This window comes from Marinobacter sp. LV10R510-11A, assembly GCF_900215155.1.
In the GTDB taxonomy this organism is placed as follows: domain Bacteria; phylum Pseudomonadota; class Gammaproteobacteria; order Pseudomonadales; family Oleiphilaceae; genus Marinobacter.
Window position 1 is genome coordinate 3,562,588 of record NZ_LT907980.1, and the last position, 15,191, is coordinate 3,577,778.

Below are 15,191 nucleotides of genomic sequence, written 5' to 3' on the forward strand. Positions count from 1 at the left end.
AAGGCTATGACAACGGAAATCGCCAGGAATCTGACAGCGGACGGGGAGCAGAGCATACCTGCACCAATGGATATTCCGCCGGTGGGTGAAGTGGCTAATCTGGACGCTAGTGAAAACTACTTCAACCGTGAACTGAGCCAGCTTCAGTTCAATTACCGGGTACTGAAGCAAGCGCTCGATACCACCCATCCGTTGATTAACCGGCTGATTTTCTGCTGTATTTTCAGCAGTAACATGGATGAATTCTTTGAAATACGGGTGGCTGGCCTGCGCCAGCAGATAAAGTACGGCCGAGAGACTGTGGGTGCTGACGGCATCATGCCCGAACAGGCGCTGAGTGAAATCAGCCGTGTTGCCCATGAGTATATTGATGAGCAATACGACATCCTGAACCATGTCCTGATCCCGGAGATGGAACAAGAGAATATTCACTTCGTACGACGCAGGGAGTGGACACCGGAGCAAGCGGAGTGGGTGCGTAATTATTTTCAGGATGAAATTCTGCCGGTGGTCAGCCCCATCGGGCTGGATCCGTCACACCCGTTTCCGCGCCTAGTGAACAAAAGCCTTAACTTTATTGTTGAACTGGACGGCAAGGATGCCTTTGGTCGTGAGACCGGCATGGCCATAGTGCCTGCTCCGCGCTCACTGCCAAGACTGGTGCGCCTGCCGGATGAGATCTGCAACGGCGGGGAGAATCTGGTTTTCCTGTCGTCGATGATTCACGCCCATACGGATGAGCTGTTTCCGGGCATGGAGGTCAAGGGCTGTTATCAGTTCCGGCTCACACGCAACGCCGATCTGGAGCTGGAAGACGACCTTGAAGATTTAGCATCCGCCCTGCGTGGTGAATTGCTCAGCCGCCGGTTTGGCGACGGTGTGCGGCTGGAAGTGGCAGACAACTGCCCGCAGGAGCTTGTACAGTTTTTGCTGACGGAATTCGGCTTGGCGGGAAAAGATCTGTATCAGGTCAACGGGCCAGTGAACCTCACCCGGTTAATGGCCGTTACCGGCCTTGTGGATCGCTCTGATCTGACTTATTCGGGCTTCTCGCCCACCATACCCAAGCAGATCCGCAGTAGAGAAACCATATTCGACGCCATCCGCAACCGACCGATCCTGCTGCACCATCCTTTCCAGAACTTCAGCCCCGTTGTTGATTTGATGCGCCAAGCCGCGAAGGATCCGCAGGTTCTGGCGATCCGACAAACCCTGTATCGTACCGGTGCCGATTCGGAAATTGTTGAAGCCTTGGCAGAAGCGGCTCGGCGTGGCAAAGAGGTAACCGCCGTTGTTGAGCTGAGGGCACGATTCAGCGAAGCTGAGAACCTGGAGCTGGCGAGCCGATTGCAAGAAGCCGGTGTAGTCGTGGTTTACGGCGTTGTGGGGTACAAAACCCACGCCAAGATGATCTTGATTGTGCGCCGTGAGGAAGGTCGACTGCGCCGCTATGTGCACTTGGGAACCGGCAACTATCATGCGGTCAACGCGCGCCTTTATACTGATTACAGCTATATGACCTGTGACGAGTCCATTGGGGACGATGTTAACAAGCTGTTCCAGCAGTTAACCGGCATGGGCAAGGCCCTGAAGATCAAAAAACTGTTCCATGCGCCGTTTACGCTCCACAAAAGATTGCTTAGCCTGATTGAACGTGAGGCTGCTCTGGGTGACAAAGGTCACATCATTATTAAGATCAATGCGCTGACTGAAAATCAGCTCATAAAGGCTCTGTACCGGGCTTCCCAGGCGGGCGCAGAAGTGGAACTGATTGTTCGTGGCATATGCAGCATCAGGCCCGGGGTGCCGGGGCTTTCGGATAACATTCGGGTGCGATCCATTGTGGGGCGCTTCCTGGAGCATACCCGGGTTTACTATTTCGGCAATGGTGGCAAGCCCGAGGTTTACTGTTCAAGCGCAGACTGCATGGAGCGTAACCTGCTGAGCCGGATTGAGACGGCGTTTCCGATTGAAGATCCGGAGCTGATAGCGCGGGTGCGCGAAGATCTGGATACTTACCTTGCGGACAATTGCCAGTCTTGGATGCTGCAGCCGGATGGCAGTTATATTCAGAATCAGCCGGCAGAAGGCGTAGAACGTGTGGCATCGCAACTGGTTTTGCTAGAGCGCCTGACTGGCAAATCCTGACATTTTCAGACGGAGAGAATTCTTGAATAAAAAGTGGATAATTGCCGGCGTCGGTGTATTGGTTGTTGCCGGCGCAATGCCTTGGGCAGTGGGATACGTAACAGAGCAACAGTGGCAACAAGTCACCCGTGAACTGAATCTTTCGCAGCCGTTTGTGCAAATGCAAACAGCAGACTATCGCCGGGGCTTTTTTGGCGCGGATTTGGATGGCACTGTAACGGTGGTAAATCCCGAAGACGGTGAAACCCACCGGATTAAGTATCGCGGCAGTGTGACTCATGGGGTTGCCGGCAGCTTTATGGAATTTGTGCCGGTTGAAGGTTGGGCACCTGAAGGCGCTGACTGGTTTCAGGAGCGACCAAGGCTGACTCTGGAAACGCGCCTTTGGGGCACAGCTGCGCTTGAGCTGGAAGCTCCGGCCATGGCCATCAATAGCCCGAAAAGCGGTGAGTCTCTTAGAACCAGTGGCGGTGTTGCCCGACTCGAAATCAGTAACGCGGGCTCCCACGTTGAAGCGCTTTTAGTCTGGCCTCAGTTGAGTCTCTCGGGGCCGGATATGAACATTCGCATCAATGATTTCCGTGTTGAGCAGAGTATGTCTCACCTGAACGGCGATGTCTGGACTGGAACCATGGAGGCATCGGTTGCGTCTGTTGCGTTGACGTCCCCCGAGTCGCCCCCGATAACACTAGAGGATCTGCTGGCGCGCAGTAGTACCGAGGCAAATGACGACGGGCAGCGCCTGAACTCACGGTTATCGATTGAGGTGGGGCAAGTCAGATTTGAAGAGCAGGCCTATGGCCCACATAAACTGGCGTTTGCCTTGGAAGATCTGGATGTTGCGAGCTGGAGCATGCTGACAACCAGTATGGCCGAGCTCCAGGGCATGAAGCTGGCGCCGGATGCCGGCAGCCGTGAGGCGTTTGAGCAGCAGATGGCGGCTATGCAACAAGTTAATACTGCTATGCGTAACCTTGCAGCGGCAGGTTTTTCGATCGGGTTTCCGGAGTTGACCCTGGATACGCCTGAAGGTGCGGTGACTGGTAACGCAGTGATTGCTCATCCGGAACTTACGGAGGATAAGAAAGCGGAGATGCTGATGGTTATGCAGCAGTTAACCGGCGAAATGAATTTGAGTGTGCCTATGGTGCTGGTGGAGGACTATCCCCTTGTGCGCATGCAGTTGGCGCCTTTGGTTAAGCAAGGGCTGCTGGTGCCTGAGGGAGACCGGCTAGTGCTGGCAGCGAAACTGAACGATATGGTGGTTGACGTTAACGGTCAGGAAATTCCATTGCCGCCTTTGTTCTAAAGCTGTTGCGATATAAAAACGCCCCAGCTGGGGCGTTTTTATTGTCCACAAAAAGTTCAGGCTTGGCTGAATTTATTTTTCAGTGCGGCCTCTACAACTGGATCAACGAACTCTGACACGTCTCCCCCCAGAGAGGCGATTTCTCGGATCAGGCTTGAGGAAATGTAGGAAAGGTGATTGGAAGGCGTTAGAAACACGCTTTCCAGTTCCGGCGCTAGGCGACGGTTCATGTCTGCAAGCTGAAATTCATACTCAAAATCGGAAACTGCCCGCAGGCCACGGAGAATCACCGTAGCGCCTTGGTCACGGACAAAATCGGCGAGCAGATAGCTGAAACCGGTCACGCTGACGTTGGGAATATGAGTCGTTGCCTGTCGAACCAGCTCGCAGCGCTCCTCCAGATTCAACAATGGCTTCTTCTTTGAGTTGTAGGCGACCGCAACAACAACCTCATCAAACAGCCGACTGGCCCGCTCAATGAGATCCGTATGGCCGTTGGTGATGGGGTCAAAGGTGCCCGGGTAAATGACTTTAGGCATGCACAGCTCCTTTTTTAACAGGGGCCAAGAATATCAGCATTTCAGCTACTTCTGTAGACGCTGTGCCAACCGGGTGCTGTTTCGCGCAGCTAAGGCATAAACGGACAACTGTGGATTGGCGCCAATGCTGGTCGGGAAAACCGAAGCGTCGTGCACGCTGAGATTACTAACGTGATGATGCTCGCCAAAACCGTTGACCACCGATTCTTGCGGGTTGTTCCCCATGGCGCAGCCGCCCATTTGGTGTGCTGTGAACAGGCGAACTCGGTGGGGTTCCATGGAGAAGCCATCAATTGCAGATTTGGCTTCGGCCCAGCTGGAATACCAATCAGAGTCTAGGTGCATCAGGCGAACTCGGTCAGCGCCGGCCGCAAACTGAATTTCAGCCATGGTGTAAAAAGCATGACGCAGGCCTTTCCAAAGATAATCGGTGATCGGGTAATCAAGCACTGGGCTGCCGTCGTCGCGAAGTGACACGGTGCCGCCGGGGCTGTCCTCATGAAAGCCATCTCGCAACAGGGCGATAACAGATTGCATCCAGGGCAGGCCGGCCAAGTTTTCCGCCTGTGAGTCGCCATGTCCTGGAACAACACCGGCCGCCATGGCCGGATGCAGCGGAGGTACTTCCAACTTGTAACCCGCGTCGCCATCTACACCGTTGCGGAAGTTGAACTCGTCGGAATATATGGACTGTGGTGCGCCATAGAATGGATCCACTCGCTTTGGCATTTGCGCAACACTGGCGTTCACCGGGTGAATAAACGAACGCTTGCCTACCCGTTCGTAAGGGTCGGGCAATTTAGAGCGCAGCAATAAGCCGGGCGAACCTATAGCACTGGCAGCAACCACAAAGTGCTTTGCTTTCAGCGTTACTGTAATGCCGGTGGGTGTAATACCATCGCTGGCCATGGCGGTCGCCTGCAGGGTTTCAATTCGATCCTGGTTCATAACCAGCCGATCGGCGCGCAGGCCATGGAACATCCGGGCGTTATTATCCAGCGCGCCGGGAATGGTGGTCATTAGCGCGCCCTGTTTGGCGTTGGTTGGGCAGCCCACACCACAGTATCCGAGGTTCCAGCAGCCCTTTACGTTGCGGGGGATAACCTGCCAGCTAAAGCCAAGCTTCTCGCAACCCTGGCGCAACACATCGTTATTGAGATTTGGATCCATCTCCCACGGCGACATGGAATGGCGGGTTTCACGGCCGTTAAACCAGGGTGCCATGGCCTCTGGGGTCAGAGCTTCGAGCCCAAAGCGCTTACTCCAGTAGTTGAGGGTTGCATCTGGTGTTCGGAAGCTGCTGGTCCAGTTAACCGTGGTTGAGCCACCTACGCAGCGCCCCTGCAAGATCGAAATAGCACCATCTTTGGTGACGCGGCTCATACCCTCTTGATAGAGGTTGGCGTAGGACGTGAGCTCGTCCATTTTAAAATCTTTTTGATAATACAGACGGCCTTCTTCTACCAAGATAACGGAGAGGCCGCTCTTGGCGAGAATTTCGGCTGTTGTGCCGCCGCCGGCACCTGTGCCGACGATAACGACGTCGGCTTCTACCGTAAGGTTTTCGGTAAGGGTAGCGCCATCAGTGACTTTCCACCCGGATTCCAGGCCTTGGGCTATACGATCTTTGGACGACATGGTTGGTGGCTCCATATTTAGGACAAAACAGTAGGCTGAAAATCAGGCGCTGCGGAATTGTGGCAGGGCTTTGACAGCCCACTCCGGCGGGCCAGGATAACCGGAAAGGTGCCAGTTCTCCTGGTAGCCGTAAAACGCCACGTTGCTGATTTTAGTGAGGGCCATGTAGCCGTTATTGAAAAGCCCGATACCGCTTGAGCGCCAGCGTTCCAGAAACCCATTGGCTTGCTCTGTGGTGACGCTGGGCCAAGATGACCAGACCCGTGCGATAGTGATCCGGGTAAGGCCGAAGTTAAGCAGATCAAAAAGTTGCCTGAGCTCTTTTTGATTGGCTGGCCCAAATTTGTGAATGCCGGCGTCGATGCGTTCGATCGTACCGGCAATAGCCATGCGCCTAGCGTTGGGTTGCTCCGTTAGCGCGGAACCTAGGATGGCCGGGAGCAGCCCTTCAAACAGATCGATATCATCCGTTGTCAGAAACTGGAACTGATAGCGGGCGTCCATCCGCGTTTCTACGGCGCCAAGTCGGCCGGCCGGAGCTATTGCACACCCGCTAAGGCCGGCGGTTACACTGACGGTGCCCAGAAACAAGGCGCCACCCAGCCCGGTGCGCAGAAAGCTGCGCCGGTTTACGGATACAGAGCCCAGCCCTTCGGGTGGGATAAGGTGGTCTGTCATAGTTGGCTCGCTCTTGTTCTGCTTGTGCCGATCACTGGGGCCTGGGATCGCCCCGGTTAAAACGAAGAATCCTCAGCGAATAAACAGCTTGTAAACCATCTTGTGCGCAGCTTTCCCATAAGGAGGATAGACAAGCTTGCCGCTGTTGAACTTCTGCTTGGAAAAAATGGCACGTTGGTGCGAGAAGGTAAGGAAGCCTTCCTTGCCATGATAGTGGCCCATGCCAGAATCGCCTACGCCACCGAAAGGCAGATCATCCTGAGCCACGTGCATCAGTGAATCGTTAATGCACATGCCCCCCGAAAGCGTGTTGTCGATCATCTGTTGCTGCTGGCTGCGGTCGTACCCGAAAAAGTACAGTGCCAACGGGCGCGGGCGATCGTTAACGTATTGGATTGCCTCGTTGAGATTGCCGTAGCTCACAACTGGCAGGATAGGGCCGAAGATCTCATCTTGCATGAGCTTCATATCCGGTGTGGTGTTCAGCACCAGTGTCAGCGGCATCTTGTGGGTGCCGTCGCCCATGTTTTCCTGTGCCGGATTGAGCTCGATAAGTTCGGCTCCCTTGGCCTTGGCATCTTCTAGATAGCCTTGCAGGCGGGTGTACTGACGCTCATTAATAATAGCGGTGTAGTCGTCGTTGTCGCGCAGCGAAGGGTACATCTGCGAGAATTGCGCGCGGAATTCCTCTACGAAGGCTTGAGTGCGATCAGCAGGGCAGAGCACATAATCTGGCGCCACGCAGGTCTGGCCGGCGTTGAACGCCTTGCCAAATGCAATGCGCTGAGCTGCGTCTTCGATGGGGACATCCGGGGAAACAATAGCAGGCGACTTGCCGCCCAGTTCCAGCGTAACCGGTGTTAAGTTCTCGGAAGCTGCTCGCATCACTAGTTTGCCAACGGATGTGGAGCCGGTGAACAACATGTGATCGAACGGCCGCGAGGAAAAGTCCGCCGCAACATCGGCTTCGCCATTGATAACCGATACCAGATCTTCCGGGAACGTAACCTCAATAAGCTCTTTAAACAGTGCGGAGGTGTGAGGCGTGAACTCAGACATTTTAATCATGGTGCGGTTGCCTGCAGCAAGGGAGGCAACGAGCGGCCCAACGGCCAAGTAAAGCGGATAGTTCCAGGGCACGATTACCCCTACAACGCCTTTTGGCTGGTAGCAAACCTTGTTGCTGGCGGGTTGGAACATCATGGAAACGTGCCGGCGAGAAGGCTTCATCCAGCCTTCAAGGTTTTTCAGGGTGTAATTGATCCCCTGGATAGAAGGCATCACTTCTGCGATCAGGGATTCATCTCGTGAGCGGCATGAGAAATCCCGATCAATGGCTTCCAGAAGGCGATCTTGGTAGGTCAGTAGTGCCTGTTTGAGGCGCTTCAAGTTTTCCTGGCGTTCGGTCAGTGATGGCGCCGGGTTATTGTGAAACGCCGTCTTCTGATCCTCGAACACCCGATGAGTATGCTGAATATGTTTTTTGCTCTCTGTGAGCTGAACAACGCTGGCACCCATGGTGTCCTCCTTTTGGCACCGTCGCTTTGCGGCGGCAGCCTGTTATTTTGTGTTGGCGTGTGGTGTCGAAAAAACGCCCAATTTGCACTTGAGAGTATTATTAGAGTATATACTCTAGCGAGTCAAGCGGGCCCGGTGGCGAATCAGGCAATCTGTGAGCTGTAAAACAACAAGCGCCGAAGAACTTATGAAAACGAGAGACAAAATACTGCTGTCCAGCCTCGAGTTGTTTAACGAGCAAGGTGAGCGAAACGTCACAACCAATCATATTGCGGCGCACCTGGCGATTTCGCCAGGCAATCTTTATTACCACTTCCGCAACAAGTCCGACATTATTTACGAGATATTCCAGGAATACGAAAAGCTGGTGGATTTTTATCTGGATATCCCAGATAACCGGCCTATGACGCTGGATGATATGACTTTTTACCTAGAATCGGTATTTGATGGTCTGTGGAGTTACCGGTTCTTCCATCGGGATCTGGAATACCTGCTAGACAGAGATCAGCGCCTGCGCGGTGACTATCGTGAATTCACCAACCGGTGTCTCACGGCTATTAGCCGCATTTTCGAGAAGCTAGCAGATGGCGGCATTATAGAGCCGCAGCCGGAATCTCTCCGGTCGGCCATGTCGCTGAATGTGTGGATGGTGATTACCAACTGGATGGCGTTTCTGAAAACCGCTCATGGGGTCAAAGCATCTGCTAGCCTGACCCTTCGGGAGCTGAAGCAGGGTATCTATCAGGTGCTGACTTTAGAGATTCCGTACCTGATGCCGGCTTACCGTGAGCAGGTTATGGAGCTGCGTGAGCGGTATCGACCAACAATGCCAGAGCACGAGGGTGAGCACGAAACCACCGTGAACTGAGTGCGTCGAAAACCCTGGCGGTTTACCGGCCTACTGTTTTGCGGACCGGTTGTTCTATGCCCTTACAAATCTTCCGCAGGGCTTTCCAGCCATTGTGTCAGCGCCGCCCGGCATTCATCAACGCCAAGTTTGGAGGTTGCTGAGAACATGATCAGGTGCTCAACATAGGTAAATGCCTCGAGCTTTCGGGTAATGTCTAGCATGCTGTTTTTCGCTTGCCCGAATTTCAATTTGTCGGCTTTAGTTGCCAGAATCATCAGTGACAACTTGTTATGCTCACACCATTCCACCATCATCTGATCAAACTCAGTGAGTGGGTGGCGGATATCCATCACCAGAACCAGGCCGCGCAGGCACTGACGGTCGTTCAGGTACTGCCCGAGATGCTTCTGCCAATCATCTTTCATGTCCCGGGATACTTTCGCGTAGCCATATCCTGGTAGATCCACCAGCCGGGCATGCTCACGGTTTAAGGAAAAAAAGTTGATCAGGCGCGTGCGCCCAGGTGTTTTACTGGTGCGGGCCAATTTGCCGATTGCGGTAATCGCGTTCATGGCGCTGGACTTACCGGCGTTCGAACGCCCGGCAAAGGCCACTTCAGCGCCTATGTCCAGTGGGCAGTCTTCCAGCCGGGGAGCGCTGACCAGGAAGCGAGCGCTGTTAAAAGAGATGCTTTTTTGAGTCAGATCAGAGTCCACAGCGGTTGGCTTTCCTTTGGATTTCAGTTATCAGGGATTAATGTATAATGCTACACCAATTCCGGGCGGTACGCTTGGCGTAACCGCTGTCAGCCTTGTCTTTGAGCTTGACTGAACAGCGCCTGCCGGCTGCGAACAAATAATATTTTCGAGATGAGAGAGGCGGAGCGAGCATGAAGAAACTGATCGCAGGGTTTGTTTTCGGCGTTGGCCTTACAGCTATGGCGCACGGAGCAGGTGATCCTGAAGCAGGCAAGCAGAACGCAGCGGCCTGTCAGGCGTGTCATGGGCAGGATGGGGCAAAACCGATTATGGGTGTCTACCCTAAAATAGCCGGGCTGGGTGAAAGATATCTGTATGAGCAGTTGGTGGCTATCCAAGAAGACGCCCGCTCCATACCGGAAATGATCGGGCAGCTTACTGGCAAGTCCGATCAGGACCTTCAGGATCTGGCCGCGTATTTTGCAAAGCAGGATATGGGCGTAAGCCAGGCGGATCCGGAGCTGGTAGAGAAGGGTGCTGCGGTGTACCGGGGCGGCAATATGGCTACTGGTGTTCCGGCCTGTGCCGGTTGCCATAATCCGCAGGGTAAAGGTAACGCCCCCGCAGGGTATCCGCACCTCGGCGGACAGAACGCCGAATATCTGGCTAAGCAATTGCAGGCCTATCGTGACGGCACCCGGGCTAATGGCTCTAATGCAGCGATCATGATGGACGTTACGTCCAGATTAACCGATGCCGAAATTGAGGCCGTTTCCAGTTACATTTCCGGTTTGAACTGAGCTGGAAGTCTGGCACTTTAAAAACCCCGCCTAGTGCGGGGTTTTTTGTCTTTCGATCCTGTAATCCACGAACAGTGGAACTTTTCAGGTTCGGGGGGTCATAATTCCCTTATAACGACACTCAAAAAATCTGGAGATATTTCATGTTTCGAGCGCTCAGAACGACCCTCCTGTTGCTAGCAGCCCTGACAGTATTCGGTCAGGCCAGTGCGGCCGACTGGAAGGAAGGTACGCACTACAAAAAGCTGGACACGCCCGTACGCACAGACAGTGATTCACGCGTTGAAGTGGCAGAAGTGTTTTGGTACGGCTGCCCGCATTGCTACAATTTCAAGCCGCTGGCCGAAAGCTGGGAAGCCAAGGCTCCAGATTACGTAGACTATGTACGAATTCCTGCAGCTCTGGGCCGCTCCTGGGAACCGCACGCACGGGCCTTCTATGCGCTTGAAGCCATGAATTCTCTGGATAAAGTACACGATGCACTGTTTGAAGCCCTGGCAGGCCAGCGTCGGCCTCTTAATGACGGTGAGTCCTTGGCTGATTTCGTTGCCGAGCATGACGTTGACCGAGATGAGTTCCTTAATAATTTCAAAAGCTTTGGTGTGAATGCACGCATGCAGCAGGCGCAGGCAAAAATCCGGGGCGCGCGCGTTACCGGCACACCGACTATGCTGGTAAATGGCAAGTACACGGTTAGCGCTTCCTTGGCCGGTAGCCTTGAAGCCATGCTGGAGGTTGTGGATTATCTGGTGGAGAAAGAGCACGCTGCGGGTCAATGAAGAGATGCTCCGGGTGGCTTTTTCACTTGCAAGGGTTGTCGCACGGGGTAGGGCAGTACACTGATTATGTATAAACGCTTCAGAAAACGGTTGGACGGTATTATCAGTGCCGGGGGCGAGCCGAAAGGCTCGAACTCGGGCCTGGAGCACGTGCCTGCGTTTGAGCCCCAGCATCACCTGCGGCTGTTGACCTTTAATATACAGGTGGGCATCAATACCTCATCCTATCGCCACTACCTGACCAAAAGCTGGCAACACTTTCTTCCCCATCGTAACCGTATTCAAAACCTGGATCGTATCGCCTCGCTGCTCAGTAACTACGATGTCGTTGCTCTGCAGGAGTGCGATGGCGGGAGCCTGCGCAGTGGGCATATCAATCAAGTGCAGTACCTTGCCGAGGCAGCGGGGATTCCTTATTGGCATCAACAGTTGAACCGTAATCTGGGTCAGCTTGCCCAGCACAGCAATGGCTTGCTCAGCCGGTTTCGACCACTGGATGTGAAAGAGTACAAGTTGCCTGGGCTAATTCCGGGGCGAGGGGCCATTGTTGCCCGCTACGGCACTAAGGAAGACCCTCTGGTGCTCGTGCTGATGCACTTGTCCTTGAGTAAGTCGGCGCAACAGCGCCAGCTGGGCTTTATTAGTGAGCTGATTTCCAAGTACCGGCACGTGGTCTTGATGGGGGATATGAATAATCACGCGGAGGAGTTGCTGACTCGCACACCGCTTAAGGGGTCAAATCTGGTGCCCTTGCCGGATACGGCTCACAGCTTCCCCAGCTGGCGACCTGAAAAAGCGCTGGATCATATTTTGGTGAGCCCAAGCCTGCAGGTTAGTCGGGCAGAGGTGGTGAACTATCCCATGTCAGATCACTTACCGATTGCTCTAGATATAGCGTTGCCGGATGGATATCTGGAAAAATTCTGAGATATCCATAGAAACACATACAAAAAACCCGGCAGATTGCCGGGTTTTTTTGTGGAAGCTAAGATCAATAATTACTTGATCTTAGCTTCCTTGTACGCAACGTGCTTACGGACAACCGGATCATACTTTTTGATCTCGAGTTTTTCCGGAGTGTTACGCTTGTTCTTTTTGGTCGTGTAGAAGTGACCAGTGCCTGCTGAAGATACCAGCTTGATTTTTTCGCGCATGATGCGGCTCCTTAAAATTTCTCGCCGCGGGCACGAAGATCGGCCAATACAGCGTCAATACCTTTTTTGTCGATGATGCGCATACCCTTGGTGGATACGCGCAGCTTCACGAAACGCTTCTCGGTCTCAACCCAGAAACGGTGGCTCTGCAAATTTGGCAGAAAACGACGACGAGTGTGATTCATCGCGTGGGATACATTGTTACCGGAAACCGGACGTTTACCGGTTACCTGACAAACTCTGGACATACTTGCCTCCGACCTGAGCATTGGTCTTAATAGATATAAAATCGATTTTAATGCGTCTCTGGTTGCCGAGGAACGGTTACGCCCCTGTTTGCGTCTCTAAACTAAACTGAACGCTGCTCGCCAGACGCCGCCAGAAAGGGACGCTTTTATACCAGAACCAGCACCCTAACGCAAAAATTTGTTGGGAGTTTCGCCAGTTTCTCTGCATCTTTGTGTGACGACCTACATCAATCCACGTTCCGCGAGGGATATTACCTCACCGTGGCCAATCACCATATGGTCAAGAACCCTGATATCCACCAAGCTGAGCGCATCTTTCAGCCGCTTGGTTAGAGAAATGTCAGCTTGGCTGGGTTCCGCCACGCCTGATGGGTGGTTGTGGGCAAAAATGACAGCGGCGGCGTTATCTTCAAGCGCCTGTCGGACTACTTCCCTTGGATACACGGCTGCGCCGTCAATCGTACCGCGAAACAGCTCTCGATACTGGATAATCCGATGCCGGTTGTCCAGAAAAAGAGCCGCAAAGACTTCGTGGGGGTAGGTGGCAAGCCGGCTGGTGAGAAAACGCCGGGTGTCTTCGGGTGAGCGTAATGGCTCGCCTTGGCGTAGAGGCTGATCCATGACTCTTCGGGCCATTTCCATAGCGGCCTGAACCTGCGCATATTTTGCGGGTCCCAGTCCTTTTACCTCGCAGAATTGCCGGCGAGAAGCGGTAAGAAGCCCTCGCAATCCGGAAAATTCCTGCAACAGAAAGCGCGAGAGAGCCATCACTGGCCTGCCGGCCGTACCGGTACGTAGAAAAATTGCCAGTAGTTCTGCGTCAGAGAGGCTTTCGGGCCCGTGGGCGAGCAGTCGTTCCCGGGGGCGTTCGTCCATCGGCCAGGCGGAGTCGGTCATATTAGGCTTCCTTGCATGTCATTCTATGGGCTGGGTGCATCCTGCACCCAAGTAGCGAGCGTGGTACCCATGATAAATTTGGGTGGCCAGCGTTCAAGATACACGTAGGTTACTTCAAAACGTAACAAACGGTAAAACGCGGTGCTAAGCAGGCTGCCGGTGTGGCCAGAGCATGCTATCTTATAAGCCTTTCTTTTTAAGCGGATACGGAGCCTTTATGGCGGTCAGAAAAATCCTGCTGGGCGTAACCGGCGGTATTGCAGCCTATAAAAGTGCCGAGCTTGTGCGCCTGCTGAAAAAGGCTGGCCACGAGGTAAGGGTTGTTATGACCCGGGGTGCGGAAGCTTTCGTGACGCCCCTAACCTTTCAGGCGCTCAGCGGCGAGCCCGTGCGCACCTCTTTGCTAGATCCGGAAGCGGAAGCCGGCATGGGGCACATAGAGCTGGCAAAGTGGGCCGATCAAGTAGTAGTTGCTCCGGCTTCTGCAGATTTTATCGCGCGGCTAGCCCAGGGCATGGCCGACGATTTGCTGACCACTGTCTGCTGCGCGACTGAGGCTCCCATCAACGTGGCGCCAGCGATGAACCAGGCCATGTGGGGTAATGCACGCACGCAGCGCAATATTCGCCTGCTGCAAGAGGATCCGCAGGTATCACTCTGGGGCCCGGACCAGGGCGAGCAGGCCTGTGGCGATAATGGGCTCGGGCGTATGCTTGAGGCTGCAGTGATCGCTGGGCTGATAATGAACAAGGAGCCTGGCTTTGGCCCGCTCGCAGGCAAGCGTGTGGTGATTACTGCTGGCCCAACGCGTGAACCGATAGACCCAGTGCGCTACATCAGCAACCACAGTTCGGGCAAAATGGGCTATGCGTTGGCGGTTGCGGCCAGGGATGCAGGCGCCAGCGTTGTTCTGATTAGTGGGCCGGTTACTTTAGTTGCTCCGGCAGGCATCGACATTCGCGATGTTGTTAGCGCCGACGATATGCTGAAAGCGTCCTCACTAGCCGTTGATGAAGGCTGTGATCTGTTTGTGGCGACCGCGGCGGTGGCCGATTACCGGCCAGAGAACTGTGCCAGCGACAAGATAAAGAAATCCAGTGAGACCATGGCGCTGCCACTGGTACGCAATCCGGACACGCTGGCGACCATTGCGGGGCGCCCGGATGCACCTTTTACCGTGGGCTTCGCTGCTGAAACCTCAGACGTTGCCCACTATGCCAAAGACAAAATGCAGCGCAAAAACTTGCGCATGATTGTAGCCAACGATGTGTCTGTTCCCGGGTTGGGATTCAACAGTGACAATAACGCAGTCACTGCATTTTGGGCGGGCGGGCAAGAAACGATAGGGCCAGACAGCAAAAAGGTTATTGCCGAACGCCTCGTAACGCTGATTGGCCAGCACCTAAAGGAAACAGGGATAGCATGAGCAAAAAAAATTTACAGGTACGCATTCTTGATGACCGAATTGGCAGCCAGATCGCTTTTCCTGAATACGCCACCGAAGGCTCGGCCGGCCTAGACTTGCGGGCTTGCCTTGATGAGCCATTGACCTTGGAGCCGGGTGAGACACAATTGATCCGCACCGGGCTGTCCATATACATTGCCGATCCGTCGCTGGCTGCCATGATCCTGCCCAGGAGCGGGCTTGGTCATAAGCACGGCATTGTGTTGGGCAACCTAGTGGGGCTGATCGATTCTGACTACCAGGGCGAGTTGATGGTGTCTTGCTGGAACCGTGGCAACACCGCCTTTACCGTAAACGTGGGAGAGAGAATAGCTCAGTTGGTGCTGGTGCCAGTGGTTCAGGCGAACTTTGAAGTGGTTGCCCAATTCGATGCAAGTACTCGGGGTGAAGGCGGGTTTGGCTCTACTGGTACCCGATAATCATTAAGCGTTAACGCATAAACTTGTTGCGGCGTCTATACTTTGCCGATA

At 54.1% G+C, this 15,191-nt stretch carries 16 protein-coding genes; 8 read left to right on the forward strand and 8 right to left on the reverse strand.

Translation table 11 applies throughout. From position 1 onward, the window contains the following. The first annotated feature begins 6 nt into the window (after positions 1-6). Both ppk1 and CPH80_RS17160 read left to right on the forward strand, forming a co-directional pair. Positions 7-2,148 (forward strand): polyphosphate kinase 1, encoded by a 2,142-nt coding sequence (gene ppk1, locus CPH80_RS17155; RefSeq protein WP_096279732.1) that lies wholly within the window; start codon positions 7-9, stop codon positions 2,146-2,148. Positions 2,149-2,170: 22 nt separating this feature from the next. Beyond that, a complete protein-coding gene (locus CPH80_RS17160) occupies positions 2,171-3,457 on the forward strand; it encodes a DUF945 family protein (RefSeq protein WP_096279734.1) in 1,287 nt (428 codons plus the stop codon). A gap of 56 nt (positions 3,458-3,513) precedes the next feature. Here the strand turns inward: CPH80_RS17160 and coaD are convergent, their stop codons facing one another. From coaD to CPH80_RS17180, 4 genes are all read right to left on the reverse strand, one after another. After that, positions 3,514-3,996 (reverse strand): pantetheine-phosphate adenylyltransferase, encoded by a 483-nt coding sequence (gene coaD / locus CPH80_RS17165; RefSeq protein ID WP_096279736.1) that lies wholly within the window; start codon positions 3,994-3,996, stop codon positions 3,514-3,516. Positions 3,997-4,041: 45 nt separating this feature from the next. Beyond that, positions 4,042-5,634, reverse strand: a complete 1,593-nt coding sequence (locus tag CPH80_RS17170; RefSeq protein ID WP_096279738.1) for a GMC family oxidoreductase — start codon at positions 5,632-5,634, stop codon at positions 4,042-4,044. Between the two features lie 42 nt (positions 5,635-5,676). Beyond that, entirely contained in the window at positions 5,677-6,312 is a 636-nt protein-coding gene (locus tag CPH80_RS17175) for a hypothetical protein (protein ID WP_096279740.1), read from the reverse strand. A 72-nt stretch (positions 6,313-6,384) separates the two neighbouring features. Continuing rightward, positions 6,385-7,830: a coniferyl aldehyde dehydrogenase gene (locus tag CPH80_RS17180; RefSeq protein ID WP_096279742.1), complete on the reverse strand. Its 1,446-nt coding sequence runs from the start codon at positions 7,828-7,830 to the stop codon at positions 6,385-6,387. Between the two features lie 187 nt (positions 7,831-8,017). Between CPH80_RS17180 and CPH80_RS17185 the strand changes: the two genes are divergently transcribed. Beyond that, the gene (locus CPH80_RS17185) at positions 8,018-8,698 is read left to right on the forward strand and encodes a TetR/AcrR family transcriptional regulator (RefSeq protein ID WP_096281734.1); all 681 of its coding nucleotides are present in this window, start codon (positions 8,018-8,020) and stop codon (positions 8,696-8,698) included. Between the two features lie 62 nt (positions 8,699-8,760). Here CPH80_RS17185 and yihA read toward each other — a convergent pair whose 3' ends face one another. Beyond that, on the reverse strand, positions 8,761-9,396 hold the full coding sequence (yihA, locus tag CPH80_RS17190; protein ID WP_096279744.1) for a ribosome biogenesis GTP-binding protein YihA/YsxC: 636 nt from the start codon (positions 9,394-9,396) through the stop codon (positions 8,761-8,763). 173 nt (positions 9,397-9,569) lie between these two features. Here yihA and CPH80_RS17195 point away from each other — a divergent pair, with 173 nt between their 5' ends. The 3 genes from CPH80_RS17195 (at position 9,570) to CPH80_RS17205 (ending at position 11,884) form a co-directional block, all read left to right on the forward strand. Next, entirely contained in the window at positions 9,570-10,178 is a 609-nt protein-coding gene (locus CPH80_RS17195) for a c-type cytochrome (protein WP_096279746.1), read from the forward strand. Positions 10,179-10,321: 143 nt separating this feature from the next. Beyond that, a complete protein-coding gene (locus tag CPH80_RS17200; protein WP_096279748.1) occupies positions 10,322-10,957 on the forward strand; it encodes a thiol:disulfide interchange protein DsbA/DsbL in 636 nt (211 codons plus the stop codon). Between the two features lie 66 nt (positions 10,958-11,023). Next, positions 11,024-11,884 (forward strand): endonuclease/exonuclease/phosphatase family protein, encoded by an 861-nt coding sequence (locus CPH80_RS17205; protein WP_096279750.1) that lies wholly within the window; start codon positions 11,024-11,026, stop codon positions 11,882-11,884. A gap of 71 nt (positions 11,885-11,955) precedes the next feature. Here the strand turns inward: CPH80_RS17205 and rpmG are convergent, their stop codons facing one another. The 3 genes from rpmG to radC all read right to left on the reverse strand — a co-directional run bounded on the left by rpmG (position 11,956) and on the right by radC (position 13,256). Continuing rightward, positions 11,956-12,111, reverse strand: a complete 156-nt coding sequence (gene rpmG, locus CPH80_RS17210; RefSeq protein ID WP_096279752.1) for a 50S ribosomal protein L33 — start codon at positions 12,109-12,111, stop codon at positions 11,956-11,958. Positions 12,112-12,122: 11 nt separating this feature from the next. Beyond that, positions 12,123-12,359: a 50S ribosomal protein L28 gene (gene rpmB / locus CPH80_RS17215; RefSeq protein WP_072795892.1), complete on the reverse strand. Its 237-nt coding sequence runs from the start codon at positions 12,357-12,359 to the stop codon at positions 12,123-12,125. A 222-nt stretch (positions 12,360-12,581) separates the two neighbouring features. Next, positions 12,582-13,256: a RadC family protein gene (gene radC, locus CPH80_RS17220; protein WP_096279754.1), complete on the reverse strand. Its 675-nt coding sequence runs from the start codon at positions 13,254-13,256 to the stop codon at positions 12,582-12,584. Between the two features lie 217 nt (positions 13,257-13,473). Between radC and coaBC the strand changes: the two genes are divergently transcribed. Beyond that, positions 13,474-14,682, forward strand: a complete 1,209-nt coding sequence (gene coaBC / locus CPH80_RS17225; protein WP_096279756.1) for a bifunctional phosphopantothenoylcysteine decarboxylase/phosphopantothenate--cysteine ligase CoaBC — start codon at positions 13,474-13,476, stop codon at positions 14,680-14,682. Continuing rightward, a complete protein-coding gene (gene dut / locus CPH80_RS17230; protein WP_096279758.1) occupies positions 14,679-15,140 on the forward strand; it encodes a dUTP diphosphatase in 462 nt (153 codons plus the stop codon). Before coaBC ends, dut begins: the two co-directional genes overlap by 4 nt. Positions 15,141-15,191: the final 51 nt, after the last annotated feature.

Bases quoted from the DNA above. Each gene is read 5' to 3' on its own strand.
- dut (WP_096279758.1), top strand. From the start codon at position 14,679: ATGAGCAAAAAAAATTTACAGGTACGCATTCTTGATGACCGAATTGGC.
- CPH80_RS17200 (WP_096279748.1), top strand. From the start codon at position 10,322: ATGTTTCGAGCGCTCAGAACGACCCTCCTGTTGCTAGCAGCCCTGACA.
- CPH80_RS17205 (WP_096279750.1), top strand. From the start codon at position 11,024: ATGTATAAACGCTTCAGAAAACGGTTGGACGGTATTATCAGTGCCGGG.
- coaD (WP_096279736.1), bottom strand. From the start codon at position 3,996: ATGCCTAAAGTCATTTACCCGGGCACCTTTGACCCCATCACCAACGGC.
- CPH80_RS17175 (WP_096279740.1), bottom strand. From the start codon at position 6,312: ATGACAGACCACCTTATCCCACCCGAAGGGCTGGGCTCTGTATCCGTA.
- CPH80_RS17185 (WP_096281734.1), top strand. From the start codon at position 8,018: ATGAAAACGAGAGACAAAATACTGCTGTCCAGCCTCGAGTTGTTTAAC.
- CPH80_RS17170 (WP_096279738.1), bottom strand. From the start codon at position 5,634: ATGTCGTCCAAAGATCGTATAGCCCAAGGCCTGGAATCCGGGTGGAAA.
- rpmG (WP_096279752.1), bottom strand. From the start codon at position 12,111: ATGCGCGAAAAAATCAAGCTGGTATCTTCAGCAGGCACTGGTCACTTC.
- radC (WP_096279754.1), bottom strand. From the start codon at position 13,256: ATGACCGACTCCGCCTGGCCGATGGACGAACGCCCCCGGGAACGACTG.
- CPH80_RS17195 (WP_096279746.1), top strand. From the start codon at position 9,570: ATGAAGAAACTGATCGCAGGGTTTGTTTTCGGCGTTGGCCTTACAGCT.
- coaBC (WP_096279756.1), top strand. From the start codon at position 13,474: ATGGCGGTCAGAAAAATCCTGCTGGGCGTAACCGGCGGTATTGCAGCC.
- rpmB (WP_072795892.1), bottom strand. From the start codon at position 12,359: ATGTCCAGAGTTTGTCAGGTAACCGGTAAACGTCCGGTTTCCGGTAAC.
- ppk1 (WP_096279732.1), top strand. From the start codon at position 7: ATGACAACGGAAATCGCCAGGAATCTGACAGCGGACGGGGAGCAGAGC.
- CPH80_RS17180 (WP_096279742.1), bottom strand. From the start codon at position 7,830: ATGGGTGCCAGCGTTGTTCAGCTCACAGAGAGCAAAAAACATATTCAG.